Annotated in this window: 25 protein-coding genes and 3 tRNA genes; 11 read left to right on the top strand and 17 right to left on the bottom strand. The window is 63.4% G+C overall.

Annotation, left to right across the window (positions count from 1 at the left end; genetic code table 11):
• The first annotated feature begins 42 nt into the window (after positions 1-42).
• The 4 genes from CDO81_RS04615 to CDO81_RS27965 all read left to right on the top strand — a co-directional run bounded on the left by CDO81_RS04615 (position 43) and on the right by CDO81_RS27965 (position 2,108).
• Positions 43-119: transfer RNA gene (locus CDO81_RS04615), tRNA-Pro, on the top strand.
• 1,008 nt (positions 120-1,127) lie between these two features.
• Positions 1,128-1,565, top strand: coding sequence for a hypothetical protein (locus CDO81_RS04620; RefSeq protein WP_144397131.1), 438 nt, complete (start codon positions 1,128-1,130; stop codon positions 1,563-1,565).
• Positions 1,566-1,639: 74 nt separating this feature from the next.
• Positions 1,640-1,828 (top strand): hypothetical protein, encoded by a 189-nt coding sequence (locus CDO81_RS04625; protein ID WP_088481943.1) that lies wholly within the window; start codon positions 1,640-1,642, stop codon positions 1,826-1,828.
• Positions 1,818-2,108 (top strand): hypothetical protein, encoded by a 291-nt coding sequence (locus CDO81_RS27965; RefSeq protein ID WP_158218162.1) that lies wholly within the window; start codon positions 1,818-1,820, stop codon positions 2,106-2,108. The genes CDO81_RS04625 and CDO81_RS27965 overlap by 11 nt, the downstream gene beginning before the upstream one ends.
• A gap of 39 nt (positions 2,109-2,147) precedes the next feature.
• On the opposite strand, the gene CDO81_RS04635 is transcribed toward CDO81_RS27965, so the two are convergent.
• Positions 2,148-2,528: a hypothetical protein gene (locus CDO81_RS04635; RefSeq protein ID WP_088481945.1), complete on the bottom strand. Its 381-nt coding sequence runs from the start codon at positions 2,526-2,528 to the stop codon at positions 2,148-2,150.
• A gap of 24 nt (positions 2,529-2,552) precedes the next feature.
• Positions 2,553-2,975: a hypothetical protein gene (locus tag CDO81_RS04640; protein ID WP_088481946.1), complete on the bottom strand. Its 423-nt coding sequence runs from the start codon at positions 2,973-2,975 to the stop codon at positions 2,553-2,555.
• A gap of 145 nt (positions 2,976-3,120) precedes the next feature.
• Between CDO81_RS04640 and CDO81_RS04645 the strand changes: the two genes are divergently transcribed.
• From CDO81_RS04645 to CDO81_RS04655, 3 genes are read left to right on the top strand one after another with little or no spacing between them, the layout of a single operon-like run.
• Positions 3,121-3,438, top strand: coding sequence for a hypothetical protein (locus CDO81_RS04645; protein WP_088481947.1), 318 nt, complete (start codon positions 3,121-3,123; stop codon positions 3,436-3,438).
• Positions 3,435-3,899 carry a transposase gene (locus tag CDO81_RS04650; protein ID WP_088481948.1) on the top strand — a complete coding sequence of 155 codons (465 nt, stop codon included), beginning with the start codon at positions 3,435-3,437 and terminating at the stop codon, positions 3,897-3,899. The genes CDO81_RS04645 and CDO81_RS04650 overlap by 4 nt, the downstream gene beginning before the upstream one ends.
• 54 nt (positions 3,900-3,953) lie before the next feature.
• Positions 3,954-4,250: a hypothetical protein gene (locus CDO81_RS04655; protein ID WP_088481949.1), complete on the top strand. Its 297-nt coding sequence runs from the start codon at positions 3,954-3,956 to the stop codon at positions 4,248-4,250.
• Between the two features lie 141 nt (positions 4,251-4,391).
• Here the strand turns inward: CDO81_RS04655 and CDO81_RS04660 are convergent, their stop codons facing one another.
• The 8 genes from CDO81_RS04660 to tnpA form a co-directional block, all read right to left on the bottom strand.
• Positions 4,392-5,972 (bottom strand): hypothetical protein, encoded by a 1,581-nt coding sequence (locus tag CDO81_RS04660; RefSeq protein ID WP_088481950.1) that lies wholly within the window; start codon positions 5,970-5,972, stop codon positions 4,392-4,394.
• Between the two features lie 151 nt (positions 5,973-6,123).
• Positions 6,124-6,531, bottom strand: a complete 408-nt coding sequence (locus CDO81_RS04665) for a PIN-like domain-containing protein (RefSeq protein ID WP_088481951.1) — start codon at positions 6,529-6,531, stop codon at positions 6,124-6,126.
• Positions 6,528-7,244 (bottom strand): DUF433 domain-containing protein, encoded by a 717-nt coding sequence (locus CDO81_RS04670; RefSeq protein WP_241516838.1) that lies wholly within the window; start codon positions 7,242-7,244, stop codon positions 6,528-6,530. The genes CDO81_RS04665 and CDO81_RS04670 overlap by 4 nt, the downstream gene beginning before the upstream one ends.
• Positions 7,245-7,261: 17 nt before the next feature.
• Complete coding sequence (locus CDO81_RS04675) at positions 7,262-7,570, bottom strand: hypothetical protein (RefSeq protein WP_088481953.1); 309 nt, start codon at positions 7,568-7,570, stop codon at positions 7,262-7,264.
• A 567-nt stretch (positions 7,571-8,137) separates the two neighbouring features.
• Complete coding sequence (locus CDO81_RS04680; RefSeq protein ID WP_088481954.1) at positions 8,138-8,518, bottom strand: energy transducer TonB; 381 nt, start codon at positions 8,516-8,518, stop codon at positions 8,138-8,140.
• Positions 8,519-8,643: 125 nt separating this feature from the next.
• Entirely contained in the window at positions 8,644-10,128 is a 1,485-nt protein-coding gene (gene tnpC, locus CDO81_RS04685; protein ID WP_241516891.1) for an IS66 family transposase, read from the bottom strand.
• 103 nt (positions 10,129-10,231) lie between these two features.
• Positions 10,232-10,564 (bottom strand): IS66 family insertion sequence element accessory protein TnpB, encoded by a 333-nt coding sequence (gene tnpB / locus CDO81_RS04690; RefSeq protein ID WP_144397135.1) that lies wholly within the window; start codon positions 10,562-10,564, stop codon positions 10,232-10,234.
• Positions 10,561-10,908 (bottom strand): IS66-like element accessory protein TnpA, encoded by a 348-nt coding sequence (gene tnpA / locus CDO81_RS04695; RefSeq protein ID WP_088481955.1) that lies wholly within the window; start codon positions 10,906-10,908, stop codon positions 10,561-10,563. The genes tnpB and tnpA overlap by 4 nt, the downstream gene beginning before the upstream one ends.
• 150 nt (positions 10,909-11,058) lie before the next feature.
• On the opposite strand from tnpA, the gene CDO81_RS04700 reads away from it, so the two are divergent.
• The 4 genes from CDO81_RS04700 to CDO81_RS04715 all read left to right on the top strand — a co-directional run bounded on the left by CDO81_RS04700 (position 11,059) and on the right by CDO81_RS04715 (position 14,611).
• Entirely contained in the window at positions 11,059-11,289 is a 231-nt protein-coding gene (locus CDO81_RS04700) for a DUF4391 domain-containing protein (RefSeq protein WP_241516839.1), read from the top strand.
• 35 nt (positions 11,290-11,324) lie between these two features.
• Complete coding sequence (locus tag CDO81_RS04705; RefSeq protein ID WP_088482443.1) at positions 11,325-12,737, top strand: site-specific DNA-methyltransferase; 1,413 nt, start codon at positions 11,325-11,327, stop codon at positions 12,735-12,737.
• Between the two features lie 12 nt (positions 12,738-12,749).
• Entirely contained in the window at positions 12,750-13,865 is a 1,116-nt protein-coding gene (locus CDO81_RS04710) for a Fic family protein (protein WP_088481956.1), read from the top strand.
• A gap of 191 nt (positions 13,866-14,056) precedes the next feature.
• Positions 14,057-14,611 carry a DEAD/DEAH box helicase family protein gene (locus CDO81_RS04715; protein ID WP_241516841.1) on the top strand — a complete coding sequence of 185 codons (555 nt, stop codon included), beginning with the start codon at positions 14,057-14,059 and terminating at the stop codon, positions 14,609-14,611.
• Here CDO81_RS04715 and CDO81_RS27480 read toward each other — a convergent pair.
• From CDO81_RS27480 to pal, 7 genes are all read right to left on the bottom strand, one after another.
• On the bottom strand, positions 14,595-15,014 hold the full coding sequence (locus CDO81_RS27480) for a hypothetical protein (RefSeq protein WP_144397136.1): 420 nt from the start codon (positions 15,012-15,014) through the stop codon (positions 14,595-14,597). The genes CDO81_RS04715 and CDO81_RS27480 overlap by 17 nt on opposite strands.
• A 92-nt stretch (positions 15,015-15,106) precedes the next feature.
• Complete coding sequence (locus CDO81_RS04720; RefSeq protein ID WP_088481957.1) at positions 15,107-16,507, bottom strand: tyrosine-type recombinase/integrase; 1,401 nt, start codon at positions 16,505-16,507, stop codon at positions 15,107-15,109.
• Positions 16,508-16,947: 440 nt separating this feature from the next.
• Positions 16,948-17,023, bottom strand: a tRNA-Lys gene (locus CDO81_RS04725).
• An 88-nt stretch (positions 17,024-17,111) separates the two neighbouring features.
• Positions 17,112-17,187: transfer RNA gene (locus CDO81_RS04730), tRNA-Lys, on the bottom strand.
• 75 nt (positions 17,188-17,262) lie between these two features.
• Positions 17,263-18,045: a tRNA threonylcarbamoyladenosine dehydratase gene (locus CDO81_RS04735; protein ID WP_088481958.1), complete on the bottom strand. Its 783-nt coding sequence runs from the start codon at positions 18,043-18,045 to the stop codon at positions 17,263-17,265.
• A complete protein-coding gene (gene ybgF / locus CDO81_RS04740; protein ID WP_088482444.1) occupies positions 18,045-18,824 on the bottom strand; it encodes a tol-pal system protein YbgF in 780 nt (259 codons plus the stop codon). The genes CDO81_RS04735 and ybgF overlap by 1 nt, the downstream gene beginning before the upstream one ends.
• 5 nt (positions 18,825-18,829) lie before the next feature.
• Complete coding sequence (gene pal / locus CDO81_RS04745) at positions 18,830-19,360, bottom strand: peptidoglycan-associated lipoprotein Pal (protein ID WP_088481959.1); 531 nt, start codon at positions 19,358-19,360, stop codon at positions 18,830-18,832.
• Positions 19,361-19,398: the final 38 nt, after the last annotated feature.

Genomic DNA, 19,398 nt, shown 5'->3' on the forward strand with positions numbered 1-19,398 from the left:
GACCGGAACGGCCAAATTCTGGGTTATACTGCTTGGCTCAGTCGGGGCGTAGCGCAGCCTGGTAGCGCACTTGCATGGGGTGCAAGGGGTCGCGAGTTCGAATCCCGCCGTCCCGACCATTTTTATTGAAGTAGATCAACGGGTTACGTCACACGACGTAGCCCGTTTTTCCTTTCCGGGCACCAAAACTCTCCTTGGGGGTGCTTTCTGGGGTGGTTTGTCGAAGTGCTACCCCCTCGGCCGTAGTCCTGGGACAACAGCTCGTCCCACCTGTCCCACGCTCCCTGCCCGGCTCACGCCGGGACCTCAACGTCCGACCAGGGCCCGAGGCGGGACACCACACCCAAGCACTGCACCCTCGCCTCCGGCGCCGCCTTCAGCGGCTTCCACCATCCAGGCCCGAATATGGATTAGCCGTGCTCCGCCGGCCCACTGGGGTGCTTTTGCCGCGCCTGTGGGGTGCTTTCGAGAGCGCAACGAAGCGGGGCCTGCCGTCGGGGATTAGTGTCTTCAACGCCGAGGGGTCCGGCGGAAAAGGCCGATGCGCAGGGGGTGGCACCGACCCCAACCAGTCGGCATGAATCCACGAGGGGGCCAGGCCCGCGCGCCCCTGCCGGTGAAAGAGCTTCACCTCCAGTGAACAACGTCCACTGTGACGGTGGAACATCTTCACCGATAGGAAATTCCTAAACTTCACCGCGAGTGAAAATAGTTGGTCGAGCTCTCCGACGTTAAGAGAGTCATGCAGCCTGGGCAAGCGCTCCGACCTCTGCGGGCGGGGTGTGGCGGCCATGAAGTCGGAGACCGCCAGGGGGCTACAGTGTTAGAGCGCTGGTTGGCTCTGGGACGCTAACGGATGCAGCAAGCTGGCCGATGTTGGTGACGTCAAGGAACTCACGCAGAGGATCAACGGCGGGCTCACCGGCCTGGCAGACTGGCAGCTCTAGACCAAGCGCGTCCTGGCAGCTCTGGCGTGACGAGAAAAGGCCCCGCGCAATGGCGGGGCCAAGTGATCCGCCGCATGCTCAGGGAGGAAAAGCAGCGTTGTCGCAGACCTGTCGCGGAGTATCGCCGCCTTGGTGGCAGGCGAGGCGGCGATACCGGGTGTTTGGCGGTATACCGCGGGCATGTCCGCATCCTGGCCAACGACCGACTACCCGCTGCAGCAGCTTTTTGCACCTGGCTCGTTAACACCGACCAGGATGTTGAGCCGGCTCAAGTTGCCTCCCGAACAGGAGATGCAGTTGCGATTGCTGTGCATCCGCATCCGCTCCGGCGAGAAGGTGCTGTCGTCAGGCATTTGTGGTGCCTTCGGCCGGAGCGCTTGGCAGGTGCTGTACGGGATGCAAGGCATGGCACTGCGGGTGGTCGACTTGCCGGTCGACGTCGGCGCAGTTCGCGATGACGCGAGGCTTGATTTGATGGATGCGGCTCGAGAGGAGCTGGAGCTGTCGTTGCCACTGGCGCTTCTCGGGCTGCTCACCGCGCTCGTGCGCAACGCTGACGCAGCTGATCGGGCTGACGTTGAAGAGTACGCCCGAGCGCACGGCTACTACAGACCCTGAGCGTCCTATACCGAGTGCAGCGACGTTGCTGCTATTCGGAGGACATATTGACTCAGACACGGACAACAACCTACTTGTCGGTCGTGACGGCCGCAGGCGTCGGGCTGACGCTCGAACGCGCCTTGAATGGCGACCTCGGCGACACGATTGGCATGCTCTTGGCGACTGCGCTCGTCATCGTGCTCCCGTTGGCGTTCGGCAAGCCGACAGCGGCGCCCACGGCGACTGCCGCCGCACGCGAGGGGGGCGACGATGCCCGCTGAACCGTTGCACGTTCACGACTCCCGCCGCCCCGTCATCCAACTCAACGCAGCCCCTGACCTGCGGGGAGGCTGGTCCCTGGAACTCCAAGCCGTCTTCTTGGACGGCCGCAAAGTGACGAGGAAGGGCATCGGCACCGGCACCACGGCCGCCGGCATCGTCGCCGGGCTGCTGGAGCTGCTGCAAGAAGCGCACGACGCCGGCACGCGCGGCTTGCCAACTGCCAGCTGCACTCTCTGGACGGTAGCCACTTCGGAGGCCGAAGCCGACCAATCGAGGTAGCTCACCGATCTCTCTCAGGCCTGCATCTCGCGGGCCTTTTCATACTGCAGGTATGAAGGCCGGGTCGAGAAGGTTTCGGACACCAGGCTGCGATTGATCGTGAGCGGCCTTCGCGGCCTGTCTGACGACGGGCTTGCTAACGTCCCACAGCTGCTCGACGTGATAGTGGAAGGTGCCGTTCAGCCACAGTGGATGACCGGTACGGCCCTGCGTCGAGATTGCGACGCGCCCGTGGCCCGGTTCAGAGTACAACGGCGCCAGGCGACAGCGCTTGGCGCCTACGTCGAGGACCAGGAAGAAGTGGAAGCCCTGGACCATGAATTGCGGCGCGCAGGTCACCTTGGCGCCTTTGCCGAGCATCGTCCTGGGGCATAGGTGCATCACCAACCCTGGAGCGAGTTCCTTTTCCGCGTAGCTCATGTTCCTCCCTCAATAGCGCGAGCGTTATTCCGCCTCGCGACAGTCATCTGCCAGGCGCCACTCCGCGTCGGCCGGCCGCTTGATCCAGAGGTCGCGCCAGGCGTTACGGCTCGTCTGTGTGATGGTGTTGGCCAGGCGCCCCGGCGTGATGGGTTCGCCCTCGTACATCAGCTTATCGCCCTCGACCTTTGCGTAGTGCCAGTCGCCCTTGTATTGCATGCGCACCTCGGTGCCGTCGGGCAGGAAGAGGCTCTTCCACTGGTAGCCCGAGTTGGAAGTTGGAGCAGGACGCAGCAGCTCCGGCTTCCAGCTCGCGTTGTCCATCCAGTAGTCGACAGCGTCGCTTACGGCGACGACTGGATCGCGCGAGTCCCCCTGTGACTTGAGGAAAGCGGCGAGGCCCAAGAACAGCTCCGTGGGCATCGGGATAGAGATTTGCGTTTCCATGCTCAAAGCTCCTTTTTTGAACGCAAATAAACTTTACGAGTGCCAAAACGGAAAATCAAGCTAATTCAAGGCAGTTTTAGTCGGATCACGATCTCGTGCGATCACCCTATACGGAGTGACAGCCTCACCACGAAAGGATTACCCCGTGACTGCCACCCACAACCTGCTCGCCGCGCTGGCGCAGGCCACCAAAACCGGCTGCATCGCCATCTGGCCGTCGAGCGATAACTACTCCTTCGGCCGCATTGGCCAGTTCGAGCTCTTCACCGACCACTATGGCGACTACCTGCTCGTCTCCTGCGACGGCGCGGAGCAGATGGAAGTTCTGCATGTCCGTGACTTCAGCCTGCACGGCTACAACCTCGCCGACCAGGCCGGCCGCGCCGCAGTGCGCGAGTACCTGCGCCGCAAACTCAAGGCCGCCGCAGCGAAGGCCGAAGCTCAAGACCTGGAGGCCGCGTGAACAGCGACGAGCTGAAGCGCACGGCAATCGACCTGGTCGTGACGCAGGGGCGCTCTGTCGCCTCGGTGAGCGAGGAGCTGAACGTTCGCTCGACGTCCGTCATCAGCTGGCTGCGCTATGCCGGCGTGTCTCTGAAGGGGCGCCCACGGCCGAACGTCAAGGTCAGCCATGAGCTGCGTGCGCGTGCCGTCGCGCAGATCGCTGGTGGCAGCAACGTCACCGACATCGCGGAATCGCTGGGCGTCACCGCGGCAGCGGTCTATCGCTGGATGCGCATGGCGGGCGTGCAGAAACCGAAGCACAGCCACCGGTCCAAGTCCGTCCGGTACAGCGATGAGTTCAAGCGCGATGCCGTGCGCCAGGTCAAGTGTCGCGGGACCATCCAAACGGTCAGCGTGGAGACGAGAGTCAGCCACCAGACCCTCCGCAATTGGGTGATTGCCCACGGAGGCCAGGCATGACGGCTCCGCGCTCGGGGCACGCACCGCCCCACCTCCACCGCTAGGGATTACTTGATGACCTGCTCCATCTACAACAACGCCGTGGTCGTAGCCTTCGACGAAACCAGTCAGCTTCAACGCCGCAGCGTCGCTGCGCGGGAGCTGGACCTCGTCGAAGATCGTCTGACCCATACCCGCCAAGACCTCGAGGCCCTCAGTGCGCTGCGCGACAGCATCCGCGTCGACCTCGAGCACCTTCGCATCGAGCATGCTCGCATGGCAGATTGCGTACGAGACATGCGCGCCGAGCGGGCTGTGCTCGAGCGAGCTGTTGCCCTCTTTGTCCGCCGTGTTGGGCTCAAGTTAGCATGACCACGCCTGCGCCCTCCTCACGCCTGCCACCAGACCCTCCGCAACTTGCTGTGCGCCGATAGAGGTGAGGGATGACCGCTTAGAGCTGCACCCGCAAGAGCTGCCCCTAGGACTACGCGAGGCCTACGGGACGTTCCCCGTTCAAGTCGCGCCGCTGCGTCGATGGGCCGGCATGGAAACCACCATGACCATCTGGCTGGCCTCGTCCCAGTAGTAGTAGATGCGCAAGCAGCGGTGAGGGTCTCGCGTGTTGCCACCGTTCTTGATGTGCCACTCCACAGTTACACGCCCATTGCTGCCCGTATAGTCGAAGCTGTCAGCGCCACAGCGGTCATTGTGAACCCCGTCGTCTATGGCCTTGCGCAGGTCGCCGTTGCCGCCGTTGATGCGCGAGTCGCGGTACTCGCCGGCCAGCCACAAAAGGCATCGCGCTGCCGTTTGAGGGTCTTCGAACTGGGCGGATCGAACTTCTCGCCGCGCGGACGCTTCGAGCGCGACGCGGCCGCTTAGCACTTGGTCACACCAATCGGCGAACTCCGCCCAGGTGGTCGGAAGCTGCTCATCCAAATCAGGCTCGTCACCGCGCGTTCTAATCAAGTCGGTCAGATGCTGAATGCGATAGTGCGCACCATGCAGTTGCTGCTCAATGGTCTGGGCGCGCTCCTCAGCGGCTTTGTGCTCGTCAGAAAGCCATTGCTGAGTGTCAGCGGCGCGGCGTAGGTCGTCCTTGAGTGCGGCGATTTGCGCCTGGGCAGCTGCAAGTTGGTCCTTGTCAGCACCGCCGGTCTGGCGCAGGCGCTCACGTTCATGGTCCAAGCTAGCCTGCCGCACGTCCGAGAACGCGAGCACGTCCGAGCCCAATTCAAGGCGGCGGATGCTTTCGTTCGCAGCCATCCAGCGCAACGCCGTTGAGGCGGCGCGAGCGCGATCCTCGCCCGGCTTCCAGTTGACGAGGTAGAGCCGGTGGGCCATCGGGTTGGCGTCTAGCGAGAAGCCAGGAAGGTAGGCGCGTACGGCACCGTTATAGACGGAAAGTGACTTGCCCAACTCGCGAGTCAAAAGCCAGGTGTACGCGGCAGGAACGATGACGACCCTTGCGAGCCCTAGCATGACCTTGGCGAGCAATGGCGCGTTGATGAGCGGGGCAGTCTCACCTTCGGGGACCGTACACACCAGGTAGGTGATGTTGCGACTGGGAGCCAGCAATTGGTCAACTAGGGCCTCTGCGTCCTGCTCCGAGACTACCGTCCAAGGCGCACTGGCCATCGGAGCGCCGCTTTGAAGCAAACCACATGCAGCAGCGAGCTGTCGCACTACGGCAGGCACAGCGGGCTCGATAAGCAACTCGTCTTCCGGTGAACCTACGAGCAGACGCAGGCTGAAGAGCGCACGACCGTTTCCTGCCGCATACCCCAGCGTGACTTCGGTGGTCCAAGTACGCGCCGCAACGTTGGCGTCGGGGCGGTCTACGCGCAGCGCCCACAGGGTTCGCTGCTCGTCAACGAGGCCTGCGGCGATGCAGGTGCGCCCGCCACGAAACAATTCGAAGGCCTCAAGTTGCGAAGCATCAGCGGTCAGCGCCGTGCCGATCTGCGTAGCAGCCCACTTCAGCACTTCATGACGCGCAGCCGTGGCGGCTAGGGCGGCATCAGAACCCCCCAGCTCACCGGCAACGCGCAGGATTTCTCGTTCGCGGATGCGTGGAAAGCCCTTGGCTAGCATCGGTCTGCCTCCTCAGCTTTGAAGCAGACCGCCCCCTGGTATGAGGTAGCTCAGTTGCTACCTAAACGGGCGTTTGCGGGCACCGTCTGCGTGGATTTGTACGGCAAATGTAACGCGACTCCGAAGCGGCGTAAGTCGTAGAGACACCCCGCTATAGCTGCCTGAATCTGCCGCTGACCTTCCATGGCACTTCCATCGCGATGCCCTCAACAGCCACCGCTTGCTCAACGATGCGCGGCCACCAGCGCAGCAGCTGCGAGGTCTTCTCCCAATAGGGGTAGTTCGCCCACGAGTTCTGCAGCACGAAGACGGACAGGCCGTTGTCCCGGATCGCCTTGCGCTCAGCGCCGTTGCGCTTCCTGAAGCCATCGCATGAGATGACGCACCAGTCGCGCTCCCGGGCGAGAGCGTGAAGCCACTCGGTGTCGGGCGTCGACGGGGCGAACCTCTCGCGCAGGTGGACGACCCGCCCGACTTCTGTGGGGTACTGAGAACCGCTGCAAGCCGACAGACAACCCGCCCAGCATGGCGGCAGGTTGGCGTCGAGAAAGAAGTTCAATGGGGCGCGCGCTGCAGGCTCTCTTCGAACCTGACCGCTGCGTCGACAACTCTCACCGGCACGTCATATACCCTGGCTGTCCGGCTGGCCGCTTGGGCATTGGCGCCTTCAGCCTTGTACGACGCGAACAGGATGCTGGTTGGCACTCCGGAAGCGTCGATGATGGGGCTTCCAAACTGGCGGGCCGGGTCCAGCACGACAGGGCTGCGGGCTCCCTGCGGGAACCACTTCACAGCCTTCTTGCCGGCGTACTCGATGCCAGCGTAAAGGGACGGGCTTATGATGTCTCGGAACGCGAACTGGCGGCTCTTCAGGTCCAAAAGCGTTCCGTCGCTCCGGCTGCGCTCGACAGCCTCGGCGAAGATCGTCCTGCCATCGGTTTTGAACGCGCCTGAACTCATCGGGTAGTCCACGTCGAGCAGCTCGCGGGCGGTCTCTAGGCACCTGCGGATGATGAGCAACGGCACACCATGATCCACGAAGGCCGCAACAAACCGGACTTCAAGCAAGTCGCGGAAACCAATCACCTCTGCGTCGAAGTCGTCCTTCGACAACTGCGGTGTCCACAGCGGTTCTGAGTAGCCACGGGACGTTTCACCCTTGGCCTTCTTTGAAAACGAGTAGCCATAGAGCCAGCGATGCATCTTCTGGGCCGGCACGCGAATCAAGCGTGCGGCCTCAGGCAAGGTGTAGATGCCGGTCCCCTGGTACATCATTTGAGTCTACCGCCTCAGTCCGCACGCCCAACCGGCTCAGTCGGGCAGCCCTCTACAACTTGCACGACCGGTTCCGCGTGCCTGCAGCTCCAAGCCGCGGCCGAGCGCATGCCCTTCGGACGGGTGTAGCGGTACTTCCTGAAGGTAAGCCGCACGCGACCGAGCCAGCCGGCGTCCACTTCGATGCGAATCTCGTCGTGTGGCACGAGTTCGGCCTCGGGCAGCGAGCCCTGTGCCTGGCCAACGAACTGGCTTGGAACGCGGGCCAAGATGCCGTCGTCAGGCAAGCTGGTCGGAGTGGTTTGGTTGGCGAGCTGGTCCATCACCCGATGGTGACCGACGGTTGGCTCATGGCGCGAGCCAGGAGGCGAGCGGACCCACCTCGGTTTGCGGCGCTGACGATGGGCACGGTGCCATCGTCAGCCTGGAATGCTTGCTGCGCATGCGGGCACACCTCAAGAAATCAGCCCCGCTGAGGGAAGGTTCTGCGATTTCTGCGCTGGCCCGCATGGCGCCTAGGCCGCGCTATACAAGGTGTAGACGTTGTCATGAGCGTGCTACTTTCCTCTGGGGTACTTCAACTGGTAGTAGTTGCCCCTTTGGCGGCGTCTTTCACTCGAGACGCCGCCTTTTTTGCGCCCGCACCGTCAACGCCTTGGGGACAGCCGCCGCTACCTTGATAGACAGTCTGTGTCCGCGGGGCGGCAGTCTTGGCCCGGGCGCCGCCTATCGGCAGGCGCGCGGGTAGTGGAACTGGGCAATCGCAGGAAATCCGAACGGCTGGCCGCCTCATAAGTCGTATCCGTCCGGCCAAGTCATCTTGAGTGGCTGCTGTCGACAGTCACAACGACACCTGGCAGGTCAGTAAAGCGGACGTCTTGTACTGCGCTTCAGTCCCATCGGTGGCTCACAAAGCACCCGCTGGCGGATGCGCCCGACGGAAACCTCCAGCTCTTCATCATGGCGATGGCTTGTTCGTCGAAGAGCTTCTTCGGGCTTGAATTTACGATTTCGACTTTCACGACAGCGCCGTGTTCGACGTCAATCCGGGCGTGCGTCCAACCATAAGGATTGCCTTCAAACTTCCCCTTCGCAAAGGAATCCAGGTCGATATTGCCGAGTTCCGAGCATTCGGCCGTGTCGAGCACCCGATCTGTAGGCTCAGCAATCACGGGAGCCTTAGGGGAGGCGGCCACAGGAGCATTCACCGGCGCCGTGGAGCAGCCGACGCAGAGCATCAGTACAAGAGGAAGAAGAGGTAGATTGCGCATCGCATTCCTGTGATTTGCGACCCAGGTTGGGCAACGAAGCGCTGGAGTCTGCCCGCCAGCGGTGCTAGAGGCAATGGTGGCAATTCACTCGCCATCTCGTGCGCACCAGCCCGCCCCTGCCTATCTCAGGCGCCATAGCGGGGTAACAACTCGGCGACCCGACTTGCCGGCAGGGTCGGCAGCCGCTCCAGCGCGTCCCGGAGGTAGGCATAGGGATCAAGCCCGTTGAGCTTGGCCGAATGGATGAGACTCATCACGGCCGCGGCCCGCTTGCCCGCGCGCAAGCTGCCGGCGAACAGCCAGTTCTGCCGTCCCAGCGCGATGGGACGGATGCGGTTCTCCACCCAGTTGTTATCAATCGGCAAGTCGCCGTCGTCGAGGTAGCGCGTCAGTGCCGCCCAGCGCTTGAGGCTGTAGTCGATGGCCCGAGCGGTGGCTGAGCCGTCCGGCACGCGCTGGCGTTGCTGTCGCAGCCACTGGTGGAGCGCGTCAGCCAGCGGTCGTGCTGTCTTGCGCGCCTCCAGCCGGATCGTGCTGTCGGCATTGGCCGCGGTTCGCTCCACCTCGTAGAGCTGGCCAAAGAACTTCAGCGCCTGCTCGCCGACTTGGCTGCCGTGGTTGGCCCAGAGTTCATGGAACTTGCGCCGCGCGTGCGCCATGCAGCCTGCTTCGATCACGCCCAGTTCGAAGCAGGCCTTGTAGCCGGCGAAGTCGTCGCACACGAGCTTGCCCTGCCAAGCTGGCTTGCCCGGCGTTCCCGGCAACCCGAGGAAGTCACGGGCGTGCTGGCCGCCACGGCTGTCGGCGAAGTCGAAGACGACGGCCCGCAGCGAGCTGAACTGCGTGCTGCAGTAACTCCACAAGTAGGCGCGGTGGGTCTTGCCATCACGCTGCCCGGTGGGCTTGAGCATGGCCACCGGCGTCTCGTCAGCGTGCAGCACCGGCTGACGCAGCAGCTCAGCCGTCAGCGCGTCCACGAGCGGCTGCAGTTGTGCGCCGCACTCTCCAACCCACTGCGCCAGCGTGGAACGCGAAATGGCGTGACCCGTACGCTCGAAGATGGCCTCTTGTCGGTACAGCGGCAGGTGGTCCAGGTACTTGGCCACCAGGACCTGGGCCAGTAGGCCCGTCGTCGGCAGACCCTTGTCGATGATGTGTGGCGCGACCGGCGCCTGCACGATGCGTTCGCAGCACTTGCAGACCCACTTGCCGCGGATGTGGCGCTCGACGGTGAAGACGCCAGGCTGGTAGTCCAGCTTCTCGGCCACGTCCTCGCCGATGCGCTGCATGGCTTGGCCGCAGCCGCAGGTGGTGTTCTCGGGTTCATGGCACACGTCGCGGCGCGGCAGGTGCGCCGGCAGCTTCTCGCGCCGGGGCTGGTGCCGCTCGCCAGCGGCGCGGCCTGGTTGCAGTGCTTCAATCTCGGCGGCCACCGCCGCCAGGTCGCTGTCCAGCGTCTCGTCCAGCAGGCTCTTCTGCTCAGCGCTGAAGCGCTCGCTCTGGGCGGCGAACTTCAGCCGCTTGAGGATGGCGTTCTCGTGCGTGAGCTTGTCGATGACGGCCTGCTTGAACGCGGCGTCGGCGCGTGCGGCCCGAAGGGCGTCGCGCAGTTGCTGGGCATCAAGCGTGTCGAGGTCATCGGCAATCACGAGACGTGATGCTGCCCGGCGCAGACCGAGCTGCCCATCGGCAGATGCCGCAATGGACGCCGAGCTACAGCAGCGTGATGACGCCAGCTTCGCCGACATGCTGCCAGGGCAGGCCCAGCACCAGGGCGTCGAACTGGGCGCGGTTCAGGTTCAACGTGCCGGTCACGTCGCGTGGCCACACGAAGCGGCCGGCGTTCAAGCGGCGGGCCGCCAGCCACACGCCGATACCGTCATGCACGAGCACCTTCATCCGGTTGGCGCGGCGGTTGGCGAAGAGGTAGGCGTGGTGAGGCCGTGCGGCACCGAACACGGCCACCACGCGTCGCAGGGCGGCCTCGGTGCCGGCGCGCATGTCAAGCGGCTCGACCGCCAACCACACGGCGTCGACGCGGATCACCGCAACAACTCGCGGGTCCAGGCGGCAAGCTCTGCCGCCGCGCTGACCGGCCAGGCAACCGTGATCGAGACTGGCCCGCGCCGGAGTTCGACTCGGACATCAGGCGCCACCGCGGCGGGCTCCGTCGGCGCAGGAAGCGGGAGCGCGATGAACTCGCTTGTCCTGGCGAGTCCGGTAGGAGCCTGGCCAAGAGACAGTTGCCTCCAGCGGTGAACGACGTTGGCATTGATGCCGTGAGCCATCGCCACCTTGGCCACCGACGCGCCGGGCTCGCTGCATTCGGCCAGCACCTGCGCCTTCTTCAACTCGCTGTATCGCCGCCGTGTCTTCTTGTCGCTTGTCATGCGTCCACCTACGTTACGTGGACAGCATCCTTGTCGCAGGCGACCGCCGGTTCAAGATGACTTTGCCGGACGGATACCATAAGTCGGCATAACGCCCCGTACATAATCCATCCGCAGCTAATCGCGCGCTGTGCGCGAAGCCTTCGTCTGATGCGCTTTGCGTCGGCCCGGTTGACCGGGCACTTCAGCACCGACTCCACACCCGACCAGGCCGCCATGCGGCGGGTGGCACTGCTCGAACATGAGCGCCTGGAGGGGGAGGCTGCCCGCTTGCGGGCCCTGGCAGGCAAGGAGACCCAGATCGCCAGACGTGTGGAACAGAACCTGGCTCTGCAACGACTGCAGGCTGAGCTGACCGCGGTGCGCGCGCGGCTCCAATGAAACGACAAGAACAGACAGTCATGACCAACGAGACCATGCAGAAGATTGACGCGGCAACGCCCGAGGCCCAGTCCGCCGACCTGGTGGCCGACAACATCGCCCAGCTCAAGGCGCTCTTTCCGGAACTCCTGACCGAGGGACCAAACGGGGCCGCCGTCAACCTGGATGTATTGAAAGCCCTGGTGGGGGACGCCACGGTCGCCGATGCGGATGAGAAGTACGGCCTGAACTGGCATGGCAAGCGCCGGGCGCGGCAACTGGCCCTGACGCCGAGCACCGGCACGCTGCGTCCCTGCCCCGAGGAGAGCGTGGACTGGGACGGCACCCAGAACCTGATGATCGAGGGCGACAACCTCGAAGTGCTTAAGCTGCTGCAGAAGAGCTATGCCGGCAAGGTCAAGCTCATCTACATCGACCCGCCGTACAACACGGGCAACGACTTCGTTTACCCAGATTCCTTCCAAAACAGTATCCAGACCTACCTCGAGCTGACTGGCCAAAAGGAGGAAGGCCAGAAGACCAGTAGCAACACGGAGGCCAGCGGTCGATTCCATACCGATTGGCTGAACATGCTCTACCCACGCCTCAAGTTGGCACGGAACCTATTGCAGGACGATGGCGTGCTATGCGTTTCGATTGACGATGTGGAGCAAGCCAACCTACGCAAGGTGTGCGACGACCTCTTCGGTGAGGAGACCCTAGAGCTGAAGGAGTTGTTCAACGGCGATGCGCCGTTCGATACCCCGAAGCCCGTACGCCTCATGCGCAGATTGATCGAGTTGTTCTGCGGGCGCGATGACCTCATCCTCGACTTCTTTTGCGGATCGGCATCCTTCGGTCACGCTGCGATGGAGTGCAATGCGGCCGGCGAGGACTCCGCTCTCCGATTCATCTTGGTTCAGCTGCCGGAGCCTGTGACTCGCGTCGGCTACCGAACCATCGCTGACATTTCCAAAGAACGCCTGCGGCGTGCAGGATCGAAGGTGAAGGCAGACCACCCGGAAGCGCAGGTCGATGTCGGTTTTCGCGTTTTTAAGCTCGATGAGTCAAACATTCGTGCATGGATACCGAAGGCGGCAGAGTTGGGACAGTCCTTACTCGAGCATCAAGAGCATCTGCTTCCAGGTCGCACTGAGCAAGACCTCCTGTCCGAACTGCTGCTCAAGCTCGGCCTCGACCTCTGTGTCCCCATGCAACAGCAGGGGATCGCCGGTAAGTCCGTCCACGCGGTCGGCGCCGGTGTGCTGCTGGCCTGCTTGGCCGAAAGCATCACCACGGCTGAGGTGGAGCAACTGGCCGACGGCATCGTGCAATGGCACCATCAGCTCGCGCCAGCCGGCGAGACGACTTGCGTGTTTCGCGACAGCGCCTTTGCCGATGACGTGGCCAAGACCAATATGGCCGCCATCCTGCAGCAGCACGGCATCAAGAACGTGCGGAGCCTGTGAGGAGGGCTGACGATGCAACCTTACACCCCTGACGTCCTGCCGCTGCAGGCACTCGACCATGCCCTGCTGCTCCCGCTCGTGGGGCGGGCGAACGCGGCGCTGGCGCGGTATGACGGGCTGCTGGCCGGTATCCCCAACCCGGCGGTCATGCTCTCGCCGCTGACGACGCAGGAAGCGGTGTTGTCGTCCAAGATCGAGGGCACCCAGGCCACGGTGGACGAGGTGCTGGAGCAGGAAGCCGGTCTGCTGAAGGAAGGCGAGAAGTACAAGGACATCCAGGAGATTTCCAACTACCGCCTCGCGCTGTTCCAGGCGCGCAAGTACCTTGAGGCCTACCCCATCCGGCTGGGCTTTATCCGCGAGCTGCACCGCACGTTGATGGACAGCGTGCGCGGGCAGGACAAGACGCCCGGCGAGTTCCGCCTCGACCAGAACTGGATCGGCAAGATCGGCTGCACCATCGAGCAGGCGACCTTTGTGCCCCCCAATCCGCTGCAGTTGCCGGACTACCTCCGCGCATGGGAGCAGTACATGGACTCGGACGATCTGGACTTCCTCATCCAGACGGCCGTCGTACATGCGCAGTTCGAGCTGCTGCACCCGTTCAAGGACGGCAACGGCCGGATCGGGCGCATCCTGATCCCTCTGTTCCTGTACCAGAAGAAGGTGCTGTCGCAGCCGATGTTCTACCTGTCAGAGTACCTGGAGAACCACCGCGACGAGTATTACGAGCGGCTCAAGGGCATCTCGGCCGCCGGCGACTGGAACGGCTGGATCGCGTACTTCCTGCGCGCGATCACCGAACAGGCCGGGCAGAACGGTACGCGGGTCGTGGCCATCAAGGCGCTCTACGAGGAGATGAAGGGCGTCATCCACGAGACCACCCGGTCGCAGTACACCGTGCATCTGCTCGATGCCATCTTCTCCAAGCCCATCTTCAAGACCTCAGACTTGGCGCAGAAGCTGTCCGAGGACCATGGCATCCACGAGAAGACGGCTCCAGCACTGTTACGCCAGCTCCGCGATGCGGGCGTGCTGAAGGAACTGCAGGCGGGTAGCGGCCGCAGGTCAGCAACGCTGTGCTTCCCCAGGCTCATCAACTTGGCCGAGGGGCGCCAGGTGCTGTGAGCTAGTGGAGTCCCCATCCGCCTCTGGCGAGCTTGTGGAGTTCAAAAGACTTTTCGTACTCCACAAATTGTTTAGAGGCATCCGTAGGCTCCACAAAACCTCTGCAGCCGGCGAAATACAAATTTTAATTCGCAAGTCATTGATTTATATGGGATTTGTCTCATTGATGCAAGCCTACAAGTGATCGAGCCATGAAGCTTCATTTCGAGCCAGACCTGGACTACCAGCAGCAGGCCATCGAGTCCGTCTGCGACCTGTTCCGGGGCCAAGAGGTATGCCGGACGGAGTTCACCGTCACCATGCGCCTGCCCGATCAGCAGCTCACCTTAGGCGTGGCGGAAACCGACCTGGGCGTGGGCAACCGCCTCACGCTTCTCGACGATCAACTGCTGAAGAACCTGCAGGACGTTCAGCTGCGCAACGGCCTCGCGCCGGCCGGCACGCTGGCGTCCGGTGACTTCACGGTAGAGATGGAGACCGGGACCGGGAAGACCTATGTCTACCTGCGCACGATCTTCGAGCTGAACAAGCGCTACGGCTTCACCAAGTTCGTGATCGTCGTGCCTTCGGTGGCCATCAAGGAAGGGGTCTACAAGTCGTTGCAGATCACCGAGGAACACTTCAAGGCCTTGTACGCCGGCGTGCCGGTGGACTTCTTCCTGTACGACTCGGCCAAGCTGGGCCAGGTGCGCAACTTCGCCACCAGCTCTGCCATCCAGGTGATGGTGGTTAACGAGTCACATTGAGTGCTTGCCGGCCTTCAGGCAGAACCTCGTAATCCCACTTCTCGCCGCCTTCTTCGAACACCTCTCTCAGCATTTCAACTCGGGTTAGGTAAGCGCCATGCGAAACAGCAGCCAAGGCATTGGAAAGGTGGGCAGAGAAGTGAAAGAACTCGTCGTGTTCGAACCGACCAAGAGTTTCGCGAGCAAAGCTGCCTTCTTCAGAATCCGCCAATTCAGGATTTGTCACCAGCTCTGAAAACCTCAGAGCAAGCTCTCCAGTTTTAGGATCAATGCAGCGGACAAGTCGCAGATTCCGGCGGTAGAAACGCCATCGCCGGTGCATTTCATTCAAATGAAAAACAAACGGCCACGCTTCATCTGAAACCTCCGCTCCGGAGACGGTCAAGTACGGCATCACGTCCATGCGCCCCTCGCGCACCCCCGAAAGAACCGCCACGCCAGCCCGTCAGGGAAACGGGTTTTCGGGAGCTAACCTAGGCGCGACGAAAGCTAACTCTACGCTGCGCGTGAAGCTCCCAACGTGATGACGTTGGACGCGGGCGCCTCACCGCTTACCAGCGCCTGCAACCGCTCGCCCAGTGCTTCAAAGGCGCGGGCCTGTTCCACCGGCCGGCGGTCGCGGATATAGGTACGGCGCACGCGGTTCTCGATGACGTGGTTCAGGCACTCGTCAATCACATCGCCGCTGATGCCCATGCCCGCCATGAGCGTGGCCGCGGTCCGGCGCAGGTCGTGAGCGGTCCACCGTCCACCCGGCAAGCTGAGGCTATCGGTGCGCTTGCTTCGGCCGCTCATGCGCTTCTCGGGCGGGCGCTGGCGGTCGGACAACTGCTTGCCGAAGCTCTTGACGCACACCGGGCCGTCGCCGGCCGTGTTGGGAAACACCCAGGGCAGCGGCTTGCCGTCCTTGTCGTTCTCACGGAGTGCAGCGAGGGCCTGAAAGTGCTTCAAGGCGAAGGCGGATAGGTGGATGGTGTGATCCCGGCCATTCTTGGTGGTGGGCAGATACCAGCGGGCCGCGTCTAGATCGACGTGCTTCCATTCGGCCGCCGTCAGCTCGCCCACGCGCACGCCGGTCGCGAGGATGACCCATACAGCCGCCACGCTGCGCGGGCTCATGCGGGCCAGCGGCAGGGCGGCTGCAAGGGCCTGGACTTCCTCAGCGGACAAGGTGCGCTCCCGCTCGGTTTCCTGGCCGCCCACATCGCGTTTGCTCAACACGTCCAGCGGGTTGCGCTCCACCAGATCGCGCTTGAGAGCGAACTGAAACATCTGCTTGAGTGACGCCAGCAGCACGTTGGCAGTGCGCAGCTTGCCGGCCGCCGTCACCTCGTCCAGCACGGCCAGCACGTCGGCCTTGCGCACGTCAGCGACAGCCACGTCACCCAGCGGACCAAACACCCGCCGTTCGAACTGCTCGCGAATGTATGTGCCGCCGTCCTTGCGGCCTCGCGCCTTGCCATCCGCGCCCACATGGGGAGCCAGCTCGACCCGCTGCCAGTGATCGAACAGGCCCCGCACCGTGAGGCGCCGCCGGGCCTCTTCCTCGGCCTGCTGCTTGCGGGCCGCATCGGCCTGGATCTTGAGTTGACGCAGGGCGCGAGGGTCATTGCCTTCGGAGCGCTGGCGCCACAGCTTCTCGGCTTCCTGGCGGGCATCTGCCAAGCTCTTGCGCGGGTAGTGTCCGGCGGGGTCGTCCGGGAACATGCGATGCCACTGCTGCGCGCCCGTAGCCGGGTCGGTGAGGCGCAAGTACCAGTAAGCCACGTCCTCACGGTCGCGCTTGCGCAGGTATAGGCCGCCACCATCGTGCAGCGGCTTACCCGCGTCGCCGGTCTTGACGTAGGCCGCCACCGCCTTCTCGGTGAGCGTCCTCAGCTTCGCAGTCCGCGCCATCGCTACCCCTTTGCATTCAGTTCGGCAACAGAACCGGCAACAGAATTCTGGCGGCTAGTGGCGGTTCCTGGCAACCGTCAGCGAACAACGCACGGAGCTAAAGCGTTGTCTCGCAATGGGTTTTACTTGTTGACCTGGACACTGGCGAACGTCCAAAAACGTCGCCTCGACTGCATGGGGTGCAAGGGGTAGCGAGTTCGAATCCCGCCGTCCCGACCATTTATTGAGTAGATCAACGGGTCACGTCGAAAGGCGTGACCCGTTTTTCGCTGGGGAATCGCCATTCGATGTGGTAGCAGCAACCCACCAGGGTTTCATCTCACTCAACAGATGGAACATCGACACCGCCCGGCACGCTCCCAGCAAACAATGCTGCCGCGCAGGCATGAAAAAAGCACTTAGGCCGCTTGGCGCTAAGTGCTTCATTCATCAAGGAAATTTGGTGGGCCCTGTAGGATTCGAACCTACGACCAACGGATTAAGAGTCCGCTGCTCTACCAACTGAGCTAAGAGCCCTTGATTCAGCGAGGCAACCTTGCTGAGCCAACGATTATAGCGCCTTTTCAGACGCTGGATCAAGTTTCGAGAAACAAGATCCAAATTCTGGTGGGATGTGCAGGATTCGAACCTGCGACCAACGGATTAAAAGTCCGCTGCTCTACCGACTGAGCTAACATCCCGCGTCAAGCAGAGCCTGCCATTATAGGCAGTTTTTTTTGAGCCGCGCAAGCTTTCTTCAGAATTTGTTGGCCTGTTCAGCGCCCCACCGAGCGGGCCAGGTGAAGACGCTGCCATTCGGCGGCGGCACAGAAGCCAAACGTCGCCGTCACGGCCACGCTCGACCCATAGCCGTGGCAGTTCAGGCTGCCATCCACCTCACAGGCCTCGCCCTCCTCTTGCGGCGGCAAATGAACCGGCTCACGCGAGTACACGCAGGCAACGCCCATGCGGCCTGACCGCGGAGCGGCATGCTGCTTGCGCAGCCGCTGGCGCAGGGCCGCCAGCAATGGATCGTGCGTGGTTTCGCTCAGGTCGTCGATCTGCACACGATGCGGCTCGCGCTTGCCTCCCGCAGCACCGACGGTCACGAAAGGAAGACCCTGCTCCCGCGACCAAGCCGCCAGGACGGCCTTGGCTCGCACCTGGTCGCAGCAGTCGATCAGGCCATCGACACGCTCGTCGCCAAGCAGCGCGGGCCAGTTGTCCGGCTCCACGAATTCTTCGATGACCCGCACGGCGCATCCCGGGTGGATGTCGGCAATGCGCAGGCGGAGCGCTTCGGCCTTGGCCATGCCCACGGTCGACCCCAGGGCCTGGATCTGGCGGTTGATGTTGGATTCGGAGACCTGATCGAGGTCGATCAGCGTCAGGGCCGCCACGCCGCTTCGGGCCAGCGCCTCGACGGCCCAGGAGCCGACACCCCCCAGGCCCACCACCACCACATGCGCACGGCGGAGTTGTCGGTAGGCCGCGTCGCCATGCAGGCGACGCAGACCTCCGAAGCGCCGCTCCAGATCAGCGTCTTGCTGATCCAGCATCACTTGATCGCGCGCAGGCGCTCCTTGGCGGCTTGCGCGGCCTCGGTCGAGGGGTAGGCCTTGATCAAGTCTTCCAGGCTGCGCCGGGCCGACTTGTTGTCCTTCAGCTCGATCTGGCAGTTGGCCAGCGCCAGCAGGGCTTCAGCGGCTCGCGGGTGATCGGGGTTGCCGGCGATGAAGCCCTTGAAGGTCGCGATCGCGTCCTTGTAGTCGCGCTTGCCGTACTGGGCGTTGCCCAGCCAGAAGCGCACCGAGTCGGTATAGCCGCTGGCCGAGTAGCGCTTCAGGAAGGCATTGAGGGCTGCCACCGCGTCCGCGAACTCGCCACGGCGCACAAGCCCGATGGCGGCCTCGTACTGGTTGCGCTCGTCCGGGCTGACCTGGAACTCACGCCCATCGAGGCTGACCTTCTGCGGCTCCAGCGGCTTCAGGCGGGCTTCGACAGACTGCGACTGATCCGTCAGCTTGCGCTGCGTGTCGGCCAGGTCACGGGCCAGTTGCTCGTTCTGGCCACGCAGCTTGGCAATCTCGGCGCGCAGGGCGTCGATCTGGCCGTTCAGATCAAGCAGGCTGCGGCGCAGGGGCTGCAGTTGTTCCTGGATGACCGCGTTGAGCTGATCACTGCGCTGCTTGGCAGCGTCCTCGTTGGCCTGGACCTTGTTGCGCAGCTCAAGAATCGCCTTGCGGGCCTCATCGTCTTCGAAGAGGCCCGCACGCGCGGGCTGCATGAAGGCCGCACCCACGGCCAGGGCCGCGAGCGTCAGTCGCAGAACGCGCATGTCGATCACTTGTCCTTGAGCTCGACGCGGCGGTTCTTGGCCCAGACTTCTTCACCCGTGCCCTGGACGGCCGGGCGCTCCTTGCCGAAGCTCACCGCCTCGACCTGGTTGGCGGCCACGCCCAGCAGCGTCAGCGACTTGGCCACGGCTTCGGCACGACGCTGGCCCAGGGCCAAGTTGTACTCGCGGCCGCCGCGCTCGTCGGTGTGGCCTTCCAGGTTCAGGGCAGCCTTCTTGTTGGCGTTCAGGCGCTTGGCGTGCAGGTCGATCAGGGGGCGGTACTCCTCCTTGACCACGTCGCTGTCGAAATCGAAGTAGACGACGCGCTTGTCCTGCACTTGCTGGGTGTACTGCGCGAACAGGTCCACCGTGGGCACGGCGGTCTGGGCAGGTTGTGCGGGCTGGGCCGGGGCCGTGACGGCAGGCTTGGACTCGGCGGTCTTGACCGGCGCGGGATCATCCAGCTTGACGTTGGAGGCGCAGCCGGCGAGCACGGCGGCAGCAGTCAGGGTGAGCGCATAGCGGGTCAGGTTCATTCGAATGTTCTCCACAACGGACGGGGCAGGAAAGAGGT

The organism is Roseateles puraquae (assembly GCF_002205845.1).
Taxonomy (GTDB): Bacteria; Pseudomonadota; Gammaproteobacteria; order Burkholderiales; family Burkholderiaceae_C; genus Pelomonas; species Pelomonas puraquae.